At 69.5% G+C, this 12200-nt stretch carries 13 protein-coding genes; 11 read left to right on the top strand and 2 right to left on the bottom strand.

Annotated features, from left to right (window positions below; translation table 11 throughout):
- Positions 1–205 precede the first annotated feature (205 nt).
- On the bottom strand, positions 206–1174 hold the full coding sequence (locus tag CHC05_RS35095) for a prenyltransferase/squalene oxidase repeat-containing protein (protein ID WP_089254945.1): 969 nt from the start codon (positions 1172–1174) through the stop codon (positions 206–208).
- A 426-nt stretch (positions 1175–1600) separates the two neighbouring features.
- Here CHC05_RS35095 and ffh point away from each other — a divergent pair, with 426 nt between their 5' ends.
- The 3 genes from ffh to CHC05_RS35080 are packed head-to-tail and all read left to right on the top strand — an operon-like array spanning position 1601 to position 4717.
- On the top strand, positions 1601–3151 hold the full coding sequence (gene ffh / locus CHC05_RS35090) for a signal recognition particle protein (RefSeq protein WP_089254944.1): 1551 nt from the start codon (positions 1601–1603) through the stop codon (positions 3149–3151).
- A 58-nt stretch (positions 3152–3209) separates the two neighbouring features.
- A complete protein-coding gene (locus CHC05_RS35085) occupies positions 3210–3638 on the top strand; it encodes a VOC family protein (protein ID WP_089254943.1) in 429 nt (142 codons plus the stop codon).
- Positions 3635–4717: an amidohydrolase family protein gene (locus CHC05_RS35080; RefSeq protein WP_245871385.1), complete on the top strand. Its 1083-nt coding sequence runs from the start codon at positions 3635–3637 to the stop codon at positions 4715–4717. Before CHC05_RS35085 ends, CHC05_RS35080 begins: the two co-directional genes overlap by 4 nt.
- A 436-nt stretch (positions 4718–5153) precedes the next feature.
- On the opposite strand, the gene CHC05_RS35075 is transcribed toward CHC05_RS35080, so the two are convergent.
- On the bottom strand, positions 5154–5540 hold the full coding sequence (locus CHC05_RS35075) for a carboxymuconolactone decarboxylase family protein (protein WP_089254941.1): 387 nt from the start codon (positions 5538–5540) through the stop codon (positions 5154–5156).
- 594 nt (positions 5541–6134) lie between these two features.
- On the opposite strand from CHC05_RS35075, the gene CHC05_RS35070 reads away from it, so the two are divergent.
- The 8 genes from CHC05_RS35070 to trmD all read left to right on the top strand — a co-directional run bounded on the left by CHC05_RS35070 (position 6135) and on the right by trmD (position 11774).
- A complete protein-coding gene (locus CHC05_RS35070) occupies positions 6135–6689 on the top strand; it encodes a hypothetical protein (RefSeq protein WP_089254940.1) in 555 nt (184 codons plus the stop codon).
- Positions 6690–6767: 78 nt separating this feature from the next.
- The gene (proS, locus tag CHC05_RS35065; protein ID WP_089254939.1) at positions 6768–8174 is read left to right on the top strand and encodes a proline--tRNA ligase; all 1407 of its coding nucleotides are present in this window, start codon (positions 6768–6770) and stop codon (positions 8172–8174) included.
- Positions 8174–8842: a ribonuclease FAU-1 family protein gene (locus tag CHC05_RS35060; protein ID WP_089254938.1), complete on the top strand. Its 669-nt coding sequence runs from the start codon at positions 8174–8176 to the stop codon at positions 8840–8842. The genes proS and CHC05_RS35060 overlap by 1 nt, the downstream gene beginning before the upstream one ends.
- 19 nt (positions 8843–8861) lie before the next feature.
- Positions 8862–9509 (top strand): ribonuclease FAU-1 family protein, encoded by a 648-nt coding sequence (locus CHC05_RS35055; RefSeq protein WP_089254937.1) that lies wholly within the window; start codon positions 8862–8864, stop codon positions 9507–9509.
- 292 nt (positions 9510–9801) lie between these two features.
- On the top strand, positions 9802–10278 hold the full coding sequence (gene rpsP / locus CHC05_RS35050) for a 30S ribosomal protein S16 (RefSeq protein ID WP_089254936.1): 477 nt from the start codon (positions 9802–9804) through the stop codon (positions 10276–10278).
- Positions 10253–10513 (top strand): RNA-binding protein, encoded by a 261-nt coding sequence (locus CHC05_RS35045; RefSeq protein WP_179266510.1) that lies wholly within the window; start codon positions 10253–10255, stop codon positions 10511–10513. The genes rpsP and CHC05_RS35045 overlap by 26 nt, the downstream gene beginning before the upstream one ends.
- On the top strand, positions 10513–11043 hold the full coding sequence (gene rimM, locus CHC05_RS35040) for a ribosome maturation factor RimM (protein WP_089254934.1): 531 nt from the start codon (positions 10513–10515) through the stop codon (positions 11041–11043). Before CHC05_RS35045 ends, rimM begins: the two co-directional genes overlap by 1 nt.
- Positions 11043–11774, top strand: coding sequence for a tRNA (guanosine(37)-N1)-methyltransferase TrmD (gene trmD / locus CHC05_RS35035; protein WP_089254933.1), 732 nt, complete (start codon positions 11043–11045; stop codon positions 11772–11774). The genes rimM and trmD overlap by 1 nt, the downstream gene beginning before the upstream one ends.
- Positions 11775–12200: the final 426 nt, after the last annotated feature.

Here is a 12200-nt window from a genome sequence, read left to right as displayed (position 1 = left end):
GGCGCACGGCGCACGGCGCACGGCGCACGGCGCACGGCGCACGGCGCACGGCGCACGGCGCACGGCGCACGGCGCACGGCGCACGGCGCACGGCGGCCGTGGTCTTTCTCTGCCGGTGCGGCCCGTGTGAGCTCGGGCGGTGGCGAGCGCGCAGTTGCGCGTTATGGCGCTACAGGCGGTCGGGTGGCTTGGATGCGATCATGGTTCACCGCTCGATCTGTGCCCAGGTGAGCACTCGGGTCGCGCGTAGGGTGTTCCAGCGGCTGGGTTGGCCGTCGCCGGCTTCGAGTGAGAAGAAGACGAGGCCCGGGTGGGTGTTCTCCAGTAGCCACGTGCCGTCTGGTTGTTGTTTGCGGCGCACCAGGTCGACGGCCTCCTGAATGCGGGCGTCGGGCGGGTTACCGGTAGCCCGGAAATAGTCGAGCGCGCGGAGCACGTCGTAATGCCACCGGAACGGGAACGAGAAGCTCAGCCAGTCGTCGTCGACCACGGCTCCGGTGGACTTGCGGCGGAACAGGCCGCGCTCGAGCAGATATTCCTCGCCGCGTCGGCGGGCCGCCTCCACGTCCAGTGCGCCGCCGGTCTGTTGGTAGGTGAGCAGACCGTCGAGCACGTTGATCGTGCTGGCGAACGAGGAGACCTTGGCGCCGTTCTCGAGCTCGCAGTTCCAGCCGCCGTCCGGGTATTGCTCGCGTAGTAGTCGTTCGACTATGCCGTCGACGGGTAGCCCGAAGTAGGCGCCGATCCGCACGGTGCGCCCGTTGATGCAGGCCTCGACCTCACCGTCGAAGAACGGCTGGGCGTCGTGCTCCCACCGGACCGTGTCACGCACGGCCGCGACGGCCTTCTGGGCCTGCGGGTCGGCGGGATCGATGCCTAGCTCGACCAGGACGTCGAGCGTCGGAAGTGTCGAGACCCAGGGCTGGCCGTCCTCGCCGTCGGGTGGCGGCTCATGGTCAGGGCCGGCGTGCCGATAGCCCCGGCCAGGGAAGCACGCGCCACCCGCCCACCCGCCACCGTCGTCCTGCAGCGCCAGCAGCCGGGCACCCCACCCTGCACGAGCCACCTTGGCCCGCTCCGCGGCGACGACCTCGGGCGACGCACCGGCAAGATCACGCAGCACCTGCCAACGGATCGCCGGGTCACTGTCGAGCAACCAATCCATGACGGTCATCGGCTGAGGCTAACCGCCCCCTCCGACAATCGCCGGACGAGAACTAGCTATGCCCTGCTCGCAGCCACCGATGACCGGAGCGAGCAGCGGGGCGCGGGTCGAGATCTAGGGAATTTGTTGCTGCTCGGGCGGCAACAAATTTCCTAGATCTGCCGGTCGCCGCGGTGGCGGCGGCGTGTTTCGTGGCGACGCGCCGGGGGGTTGATGGCGGGGTGAGGTGGACCGGCGGCGGGGCTGGCAAGTGACGCGTCAGCGAGCGATCCCCGGCGGGAGCGACGGTCGCGCCCACGGCGTACCCGGGAAATGATCTGTAGGTTCGGTGACGACGCCTTCGGCGGATCGGCTCTTGCGTACGCGGCCGGATACCCTAACGAGGGCTCTCATGGCCTGCTTCGCCCACAGAACTATGACAAACGGGATGTTTACGTGTTCGACACCCTGAGCGACCGCCTCAACGGGATCTTCACCAAGCTCCGTGGCAAGGGGCGGCTGACTGATGCGGACATCGACGCTACGGCGCGTGAGATTCGGTTGGCGCTGCTCGAGGCCGACGTCGCGTTGCCGGTTGTTCGTGCGTTCATCGCGCGGATCAAGGAGCGGGCGCGTGGGTCCGAGGTCTCGCAGGCGCTGAACCCCGCGCAGCAGGTCATCAAGATCGTGCACGAAGAGCTCGTCAACGTGCTCGGTGGCGACACCCGGCGGTTGCAGCTCGCCAAGCAGCCCCCTTCGGTGATCATGCTCGCCGGTCTTCAGGGTTCCGGTAAGACGACCCTCGCCGGCAAGCTGGCTCGTTTTTTGGCGGGGCAGGGGCACCAGCCGCTGCTCGTCGCGGCTGACCTGCAGCGGCCCAACGCGGTCACGCAGCTTCAGGTGCTCGGCGAGCGGGCTGGCGTCGAGGTGTTCGCGCCCGAGCCGGGCAACGGGGTGGGCGACCCCGTCGACGTGGCGCGTGCCTCGATCGAGCACGCGAAGCGGGTGGCGCGCGACATCGTCATCGTCGACACCGCCGGTCGGTTGGGTGTCGACGCCGAGATGATGGCGCAGGCCGCCAACATCCGGGACGCGGTCGACCCCGACGAGGTGCTCTTCGTCATCGACGCGATGGTCGGTCAGGACGCGGTCAACACGGCCGAGGCCTTCCGGGACGGCGTGGGCATCACGGGTGTCGTGCTGTCCAAGCTGGACGGTGACGCCCGCGGTGGTGCGGCGCTGTCGGTGCGCGAGGTGACCGGGCAGCCGATCCTGTTCGCGTCCACGGGCGAGAAGCTCGAGGACTTCGACATCTTCCACCCCGACCGGATGGCGAGCCGCATCCTCGGGATGGGCGATGTGCTCACGCTGATCGAGCAGGCCGAGCAGGCCTTCGACGCCGATCAGAAAGAGAAGATGACCGCCAAGCTCATGGGCGGTGAGCAGTTCACGCTCGAGGACTTCCTCGACCAGATGGTGGCGATGCGGCGGATGGGGCCGATCGCCAACGTACTGGCGATGATGCCCGGCATGGGCCAGGTCAAGGACCAGTTGGCCGACCTGGACGACAAGCACTTCGACCGGGTCACCGCGATCATCCGGTCGATGACCCCGGGTGAGCGGGTCAACCCGAAGATCATCAACGGCTCGCGGCGGGCGCGCATCGCGAACGGCTCCGGTGTCACGGTGATGGACGTGAACCAGCTGCTCAACCGCTTCACCGAGGCGCAGAAGATGATGAAGCAGATGGGCGGCATGATGGGCCTGCCCGGTTCACGGCGCAAGGCGACGAAGAGCCCTAAGAACAAGCGCAAGGGTACGAAGGGTGGCTCGCGGCCGCGTCCCGTCGGCGGTCTCCCGGGTGGCTTCCCGGGCGCGGGTGGGATGCCGCCCGGCTTCGACCCGTCGGCCCTGTCGGGTGACGGCGCGCAGGGGCTGCCGCCGGGCTTCAAGCTGCCGAAGATCGACTTCAACAAGCTCCGTCGCCAGGAGGGCAACGAGAAGTAGCCGGCGTTCGCTTTTGTCGTACGGCGTTTTTGTCGTACGGCGTGCTTAGGATCGCCGGGTGGCATACGAGTTTCAGGTGACCGTCGACTGTGCGGAGCCGCATGTGTTGGCCGACTGGTGGGCCGACGCGCTCGGGTGGGAGGTCGAGTCCCAGGACGAGGCGTTCATCCGCCAGATGGTCGAGCAGGGGCACGCCACCGAGGACGAGACCGCCCGGCACAACGGGGCGCTCGTGTGGAAGAGCGGCGCGGCGATCCGTCACCCGGAAGGGTTGGAGCGGGCGCCGCGGTTGCTGTTCCAGCAGGTGCCCGAGCCCAAGACGGTGAAGAACCGGGTGCACCTCGACGTGCGCACCGGCGACGACCGCGACGCCGTCGTCGCCCGACTTCTCCGCAAGGGCGCAACCCACCTGCACGACGGGCGGCAGGGTCCGCAGAGCTGGGTGACGCTGGCCGACCCGGAGGGCAACGAGCTGTGCGTGAGCTGACGCCATTGCATGTCCGCGGAGTGGTGCTTCCCGACGACACCACCCGCGATTTTTGGCTGGTCGGCGACCGGGTCACCTTCGCACCGGTGGCCGGGGCCGAGACGATCAGCGATGGCGGGTTTGTGCTGCCCGGCCTGGTCGACGCCCACTGCCACATCGGCATCGCGGCCGGCGGGGGGCCGGTCACCACCGTGGAGCAGGCGCTGGCCGCCGCCGTGATCGACCGCGACGCGGGCACGCTGGCCATTCGTGACGCGGGCTCGCCATTTCCCTATCCGTCCCTTGACGACCACCCCGACGCTCCTCGGCTGGCCCGGGCGGGCCGGCATCTGGCGGCGCCGAAGACGCACCTGAGGGGGATTCCGGTCGAGTGCTCGCCGGAGGAGCTACCGGCGGCGGCGGCCGAGCAGGCCCGGGCCGGCAACGGGTGGGTCAAGCTGGTCGGCGACTGGCTGGACCGGTCGCTCGCCGACCTCGGCCCGACGTTCTCGCCCTCGGTCCTGGCGGCGGCGATCGACGCCGCGCACGCCGCGGGTGCCCGGGTGGCGGTCCACACGTTCAGCGAGTCCGCGGTGTCCACATTGGTGCGCGCCGGTGTCGACTCGGTCGAGCACGGCACGGGGCTGTCCCTCGACGACGTCGACGAGATGGCCCGGCGCGGCACGGTCCTCGTGCCGACGATGATCAATATCGAGACGTTCGACGACATCGCGGCGCGGGCGGAGGGGAAGTTCCCTGGCTACGCGGCCCACATGCGGGCGCTGCACGATCGGTTCCCGGAGGTGGTCCGCGCGGCGCACGAGGCCGGCGTGCCGATCCGGGTCGGCACCGACGCTGGCGGCGCCATCCCACACGGTGTCTGCGCCGACGAGATGCTGATGCTGCACGAGAAAGCGGGCATGTCCGCGACCGACGTCCTGGCCGCCGCGTCGTGGGCGGCGCGGGATTGGCTCGGGTTCCCTGGGCTGGTCGAGGCTGGCCTGGCCGACCTGGTGGTCTATGACGCCGACCCGCGCGCGGACCTACGCGTGGTCCGTGATCCCCGCCGGATCGTCCTGCGGGGCCGGGTCATTCGCTGAGGGAGGGGGCAGAGGCGCGCTCAGAGTGAGGCCGGGCGGGCAGGGGCGCGACGTGGTCGTGGTCGGTCGCGCAGGTCGGAGGCGGTGTTGACCGCGCTCCGAGTGAGGCTGGGCGGGCAGGGACGCGACGTGGGTCGTGGTCGCGCAGGTCGGAGGCGGTGTTTGACCGCGCTCCGAGTGAGGCCGGGCGGGCAGGGACGCGACCCTGGGCGGACCTGGCCTTGATCGGGTCGAGGCTGGCTCGGCTCGGGGTGGTTGGCGGGTCTGGCCTTGGTTGGGTCGAGGCTGGCCTTGGCTCGGGCCGGTTAGTGGGCGTGGGCGTTGGGCGGTTCGAGGCCGGCTTGGGTCTTGGTGGTTGGGCAGGCCTCATGTAGGCGGTTCGAGGCCCCGTCCTGGCTGGCGATGTCCTGGCTGGCGATGGTCGCCGGGCTTGGCGCTATTTGGTCTCGGGTTGTTCGGCGAAGACCGCGAGTGCGGTCTGGTACGTGTCGAAGGCGCGCGCGGCGCCCGCGTAGGCCTCCAGGTGGATGAACAGCTCCACGATCTCCGCTTTGGTCACGCCGCTCTGTAGAGCTATCCGTACCTGCCCCCGCAGCGGCTCGTGTGTGCCCAACGTGGCCGCGATGGCCACCGAGATCAGCGCGCGGGTGCGGTCGTCCAAGCCGGGCCGGCTCCATGAGTCACCGAACGTGTGCTCGGTGGCCAACCGCCGGAACTCGGCGCCCACCGGTGGCTCGCCTGGGCCGAGCGGCAGGACCAGCGGCTGCCCGAGCAACCTCTCCGCGGTGTCCAGCGCCCGCTGGTGAGCATCAGAAGTCGTCATCAAGAGCCAGCGTAGGTCCGTTGGTGCGGCATTTGTTCGGATTGCTGGTCCCTGGGGGTCAACTTTGGCCGCGGTTGGCGCACGGCGGCTCTAGCCGGGCTGTGTCGGTTCACGGCCGCTTCAACCTGGTCGCGGTGGGGGCATGCGGCGGGTTCAACCGTGCGGTGTCGGTCTGAGGCGGGGTGCGTGGTGCTTCAGCCGGGTGGGTGGGGGCCTGCGGTGGGTTCAACCGTGCGGTGTCGGTCTGCGGCAGTGTCTGTGGCGCTTCAGCCTGGTCGGTGGGGGCCTGCGGCGGGTCTAACCGTGCCGCGTCGGGTCCCGGGCGGCGTCTGCGACCCGGGGGAGTTGCCAACCGTGATGATCCCGGCGACCCCGACTGGCACGCAGACAAGGCACGGGCCCGGCCCAGCCGCCTCGGCTCCGCACGCAGGCGGCTGCCACCGGGCAGCGCATCGAGGGATACCGCGCCGTTCGGGCCGCACGGGGCCGACCCTCACCTCGCTGACCTGCGTCTTTCCATCACCGTGGAAGTAGCGGGCCTGCCAGCGACATGCGTTGATCTACTTCCGACCAAGCTGATCAAGGAGGAACATCTTGAAACTCGGTAACACCACCGGCCTGGTACGGCGTGCGATCTCCGCGGCCGCAGCGATCCTGTTGACCGTTCTGGTCGGGCTGGCCGTCAGCTCCACGGCGGCGCAGGCCATCCCGCCCGTCGAACCCGGCAGTGGCCCGCCTTGCTCGTGGGCGGTGCCGAAGGACAAGTCGTTGTGTGACGGCTGGGTGCCCTACTTCGAGGGGCAGTACAACAACTACTGCCGGCAGTCGCCCACGCAGCAGGTCGGTCACGTGAAGATCTGGGCGGGTTCGCTACTCCTCGCGGATGTGTTCCTGAACTACAACCGAGGTGAGCGAACCTCGGCCTACCCGAACGGCACCTGCCGCACCATCTACGCCAGCATCGTGGCGTTTCACGACGTGAGTTGTTACGCGAAGGTCCAGCGAAACTCCGACGGCCAGTCCTACGCCACCTACGAGTGGGACTCCAACTACAGCCCCGTCGTCTACGACGCGGACACGACCTCGTACGCCTGGGGCATCTGCACCTACGAAGGTCGCAGTTACAGCGCACAGACAGGCAATTACTAACCGGTATGAGGTGCGCCGGGCCAGCCCGGCGCATTCCGGTCGCGATGATCAAAGACGCCCTCGCTAGGATTCCCGGTTATGGCTCGCGTGCTTACTCCCCGTGCGGAGGACTTTCCCCGCTGGTACCAGGATCTGATCGCCAAGGCCCAGCTCGCCGACAACGGCCCGGTGCGCGGCACGATGGTGATCCGACCGGCCGGGTACTCGATCTGGGAGCGCATGCAGGCCGAGATGGACAACCGGATCAAGATCGCGGGGGCGGAGAACGCGTACTTCCCGCTGTTCATCCCCGAGAGCTACCTCAAGCGCGAGGCCGAGCACGTCGAGGGCTTCTCGCCCGAGCTCGCCGTCGTCACGCACGGTGGTGGCAAGCAGCTCGCCGAGCCCGTCGTCGTGCGGCCGACCAGCGAGACCGTCATCGGCGAGTTCATGGCCAAATGGGTGGACTCCTACCGCGACCTCCCGCTGCTGCTCAACCAGTGGGCCAACGTCGTGCGCTGGGAGCTGCGGCCCCGGATCTTCCTGCGGACCAGCGAGTTCCTCTGGCAGGAGGGCCACACCGCGCACGCCACCGAGGACGACGCGCGCAGCTACGCGCGCAAGATCCTGCACGAGGTGTACGAGGACTTCATGGTCGGTGTGCTCGGCATCCCGGTCGTGGTCGGGCGCAAGACCAACCGGGAGCGGTTCGCGGGCGCGACCAGCACGTACACGCTCGAAGGCATGATGGGCGACGGCAAGGCGCTGCAGATGGGCACCTCGCACGAGCTCGGCCAGAACTTCGCGAAGGCGTTCGACATCAGCTACTCCGCGGCCAGCGGCGGCGTCGAGCACGCCTGGACGACCTCCTGGGGCACGTCGACCCGGATGCTCGGCGGTCTGATCATGAGTCACGGCGACGACAACGGCCTCCGGGTGCCGCCGCGACTGGCGCCGATCCAGGCGTACGTGATGGTCGTGAAGGACGGTGACGGAGTGACGGCCGCGGCGCACAAGCTGCGCGACGCGCTCCGGGACGCCGGCGTGCGGGTCGGGCTCGACGACCGGGTCGACACCGCGTTCGGGCGGCGGGCGGTCGACGCCGAGCTCAAGGGCTACCCGGTGCGGATCGAGGTCGGTCCCCGCGACCTGGCGGCGGGCAACGCCGTCGTGGCCCGGCGGTTCGACGGCAGCAAGACGCCGGTGCCGGTGGCCGACGTGGTCGGCCGGGTGCTCGCCGTGCTGGAGGAAGACCAGCAGCGGCTGCACGACGAGGCGCTGGCGTTCCGGGAGTCGCACACCGTCGAGGTGTCGACCCTGGCCGACGCGATCGCGGCGACGGCGACCGGCTGGGCCCGCGTGCCGTGGTCGGCGGTCGGCGTCGAGGGCGAGGCCCAAGCCAACGGCCAGGGCGTGACCGTGCGCTGCCTGGTCCGCGCCGACGGCTCCGTGCCCGACTCGCAGGACGAGCCGGACCTGGTCGCCATCCTCGGCCGCTCCTACTGATGGGGTTCGCTCCCGGCAGCCTGATCGTCCACCGCAACGCCCGGCACGACCGCCTGGGCTGGGTTCGCCCCGCCCGGGTGGTCAGCGACGACGAGCGCGGCCTGCTGGTCTGGATCGCGACCGGCTCCGTGGTCGCCTCCGAGGTCTCCGCCGACGGCCGCGGCATGCGGGCGATGCCGTTCGCCGAGTGGATCACGCTGTCCTACGGGCTGAAGCTGCATCCGTGGCTGGGCAACGGCGTGCTCAAGTTCCACCCGATCGGGGAGGACCACTCGGTCTGGTGGTTCCAGGACGCGACCGGCCGCTTGACCAACTGGTACGTGAACCTCGAAGAGCGCGCGATCCGCTGGGACGACGGCGGCCTCGCCGGGATCGACGTGGTCGACCAGGACCTCGACATCGTGGTCGACCCGGACCGGACGTGGCGCTGGAAGGACGAGGACGAGTTCACCGAGCGACTCGCGTTTCCGGACCACTATTGGGTACGCGACGAGGCCGCCGTCCGAGCCGAAGGCTGGCGGGTCGTCAAGCGGATCGAGGCAGGCGAGTTCCCCTTCGACGGCACGTGGACCGACTTCTCGCCTGATCCTTCGTGGGTGACCCCGACCGAACTACCGGCGGGCTGGGACCGGCCGGTCGTGTCGCGGGGGATCACGGACGCCGGCTGATCTTTGTAGGGTGCCGTCCATGGCTTTCGCTCCTGGTCGCACGATCGTTCGGCGCTACTGGCGTGGTGGACGGATCAGCTGGATCGGCTCGATGGTGGTGCTCTCGGACGACGAGCAAGGCCTGCGGCTCTGGCAGCCCGCCGGCGTGAGCATCTGGCGGTTGATGACGGCGGACGGCCGCACCCACCACGACGGCACGCTCGACGAGCTCGGCCCGATGGAGTTGACCAGGCGACCCTGGCTGGGCGGGCCGATCATGCCGTTCCACCCGGCCGACGGTTCGCCGTGGTCGGTCTGGTGGTTCTTCGACGAGCACACGGGCGAGTTCGACGACTGGTACGTGAACCTCGAAGAGCCCTTCACTCGGTGGGACGACGGCCACCTCGCCGGCATCGACACGGCCGACCACGCCCTGGACATCGTCGTGGAGCCGGACCGGACGTGGAGCTGGAAGGACGAGGACGAGCTGGCCGCCAAGACCGACAAACCGGGCTACTGGGACGCGTCCGAAGCCGCCAAGATCCGCAAGAACGGCGAGGCGGTCCTGGAGTTGATCGAGGCCGGCAAGTTTCCTTTCGACGGCACCTGGTGTGACCTGCGCCCTGACCCGTCGTGGCAGATCCCCGCGGACCTGCCGCCCGGTTGGGACCGCCCACGGGCGGTCTGACCGGTTTCGCAGTGACCGTGACCAGCGACGAAGCTGGCAAGCGGAGCGCAGCGCAGCGATCCCCGGCGCGAGCGACGGTCGCGCCCACGACGAATCCGGGACACGGATTTTCGTCTCTTATGGCCCGGCGTTTGGCTTCGCCAACCGTCTGGCAGAATGGGTTGTTGGTATCCGGCATGCGTTTGGCGCCCTCTACCCCGAGCGCGTTGCCAGTCCACGAACGGTCCACGGCTCAAACCCCACTGCGTCGGCCGACCGATCACCCACGTATCGCAACAGGAGCGAACAGACTGTGGCCGTAAAGATCCGGCTTCTGCGGATGGGCAAGATCCGCAACCCGCAATACCGCATCGTCGTCGCCGACTCGCGCACCAAGCGTGACGGGCGGGCGATCGAGTACGTCGGCATCTACCACCCCAAGGAAGAGCCGTCGCTGATCGAGGTCAAGTCCGACCGAGTGCAGTACTGGCTGTCCGTGGGTGCGCAGCCGAGCGAGGCCGTGCAGCGGATCCTCGAGCGGACCGGCGACTGGCAGCAGTTCAAGGGCCTGCCGGCTCCGCCGCCGCTGCTGGTCGCGGCGCCGCGGGTCGACAAGCGTGAGGCCTACGAGGTCGAGGCGCGTGCCGCGGCCGGGCTGAGCGAGGCGCCGGCGCCGACCAAGGCAGCGAAGAAGTCCGCGAAGGCGGCGGAGCCCAAGGCTGAGGCTCCCGCGGCTGACGCACCCAAGTCCGAGGAGCAGGCGGTTGCGGACTCCGGCGAGCAGGCCTGACGTGGCACTCCGGCCCGCGCTGGAGCATCTCGTCAAGGGCATCGTCGACCACCCCGATGACGTACGCGTCCGGATGGTCGACTCACGTCGTGGCAAGCGGCTCGAAGTGCGTGTCAACCCCGAGGACCTGGGCACGGTGATCGGCCGCGGCGGGCGCACCGCCAAGGCGCTCCGCCAGGTCATCGGGTCGATCGGCGGCCGGGGCGTCCGGGTCGACATCGTCGACGCGTACTGATGCTTCTCGTCGTCGGCCGGATCGGTCGGCCACACGGCATTCGCGGTGAGGTCACCGTCGAGGTCCGGACCGACGAGCCCGAGCAGCGGTTCGTCGCCGGGTCGGTGTTGCGCACCGACCCGGCGGCGGCTCAGGCCGCCTCTGTCGTGCCGTCGACGCTCACCATCGAGGACGTGCGCTGGCACCAGGGGCGCCCGCTCGTGCTGTTCGACGGCTACTACGAGCGTGATCTCGTGGAGAACCTGCGCAACGTGCTGCTCGTCGTCGACTCCTCCGAGATCTCCGTCCCCGAGGATCCGGACGAGTTCCTGGACCACCAGTTGGTGGGTCTGTCCGCGGTGAGTCCCGGCGGCGAGGTGCTCGGCACCGTCGCCCGGATCGACCACGCGCCGTCGTCGGATCTGCTCGTGCTGTCGCGGCCTGGCGGTCGGACCGCGCTGGTGCCGTTCGTGAAGGCGATCGTGCCCGAGGTCGACCTGGCCGGTGGCCGCGTCGTGGTCGACGCGCCGGAGGGTCTGCTGGACCTGTGATGCGGGTCGACGTTGTCACCATTTTTCCGGACTATCTGGCGCCGTTGTCGCTGTCGCTGATCGGCAAGGCGCAGACGACCGGGCTGCTGTCCGTCGGTGTGCACGACCTGCGGTCGTGGACCTCCGACGTCCACCGCACTGTCGACGACACGCCCTATGGCGGCGGGCCCGGCATGGTGATGCGGCCGGAGCCGTGGGGTGCGGCGTTGGACGCGCTGTCTTCGCCGGCTTCCCGCCTTGTCGTGCCCACGCCCGTCGGTGCCCCGTTCACCCAGGCCACCGCGCATGCGCTGGCTGCCGAGTCGCATTTGATCTTCGCGTGCGGCCGGTACGAGGGCATCGACCAGCGGGTGATCGACCACGCCTCGTCCCGGATGCCGGTGACCGAGGTCTCGCTGGGCGACTACGTGCTGTTCGGGGGCGAGGTCGCGGTCCTCGTGGTCATGGAGGCCGTGGTCCGGCTGCTGCCCGGTGTGCTGGGCAACGCCGACTCGCTGGCCGAGGAGTCCCACGCGGCCGGGCTGCTGGAGGCGCCGGTCTACACGAAGCCGCCGGTGTGGCGGGAGTTGGCCGTTCCGGACATCCTGCGGTCCGGGGACCATGGCCGGATCGCCCGGTGGCGCCGGGACGAGTCGCTGCGCCGAACCGCCTCGCGCCGCCCCGACATGCTCGTCGGCCCCAACGCACCGGAGCTCGACAAGGCCGACCGCGCGGTACTCGACGAGAGCTGACGCGTCCGCGCGCCGGGGCCGCTACGGACGACCTTGATCTTGGATGCGCGACCCACGGCGGACGTGGCAGCGCAGCGAAGCGGAGCGGTCCCCGGCTACTTGTTGAGGATGGTGTTACGACCGTGGCCCGGCCAGGCTTGGTCGAGGTGACTGGTAGGGGTGCTCTGTCTCTGGCTGCCCACCCATATGGCGGGGTGTGGCTCTCTCCCGGCGTGGACCCTGCCGGTCACCGGGGTGTGGAGAGGCTCAAGAGGGGACTGCCCGGCTCGAAGTAGCGTTGCCCTCCCGCCGATCGGCCTGTTTTGTCGGGTTCCAGGGGAAGGGCGTTGTCGTTCATGGCTCGGGTTGTTATCGGTGTAGATCCGCACAAGCGTTCCGCGACGATCGAGGTCATCGACGGACGCGAACGTGTCCTCGGCGGTGGTC

Source organism: Asanoa hainanensis, assembly GCF_900188485.1.
Taxonomy (GTDB): domain Bacteria; phylum Actinomycetota; class Actinomycetes; order Mycobacteriales; family Micromonosporaceae; genus Asanoa; species Asanoa hainanensis.
The sequence above is the reverse complement of the archived record's forward strand: the minus strand, read 5'-3'. Positions and strand labels throughout refer to the sequence as shown.

What these genes read in the sequence shown, in the direction of transcription:
- rimM (WP_089254934.1), top strand. Translation starts at nt 10,513, where the DNA reads ATGCTTCTCGTCGTCGGCCGGATCGGTCGGCCACACGGCATTCGCGGT.
- CHC05_RS35060 (WP_089254938.1), top strand. Translation starts at nt 8,174, where the DNA reads ATGGGGTTCGCTCCCGGCAGCCTGATCGTCCACCGCAACGCCCGGCAC.
- proS (WP_089254939.1), top strand. Translation starts at nt 6,768, where the DNA reads ATGGCTCGCGTGCTTACTCCCCGTGCGGAGGACTTTCCCCGCTGGTAC.
- CHC05_RS35055 (WP_089254937.1), top strand. Translation starts at nt 8,862, where the DNA reads ATGGCTTTCGCTCCTGGTCGCACGATCGTTCGGCGCTACTGGCGTGGT.
- trmD (WP_089254933.1), top strand. Translation starts at nt 11,043, where the DNA reads ATGCGGGTCGACGTTGTCACCATTTTTCCGGACTATCTGGCGCCGTTG.
- CHC05_RS35075 (WP_089254941.1), bottom strand. Translation starts at nt 5,540, where the DNA reads ATGACGACTTCTGATGCTCACCAGCGGGCGCTGGACACCGCGGAGAGG.
- CHC05_RS35095 (WP_089254945.1), bottom strand. Translation starts at nt 1,174, where the DNA reads ATGACCGTCATGGATTGGTTGCTCGACAGTGACCCGGCGATCCGTTGG.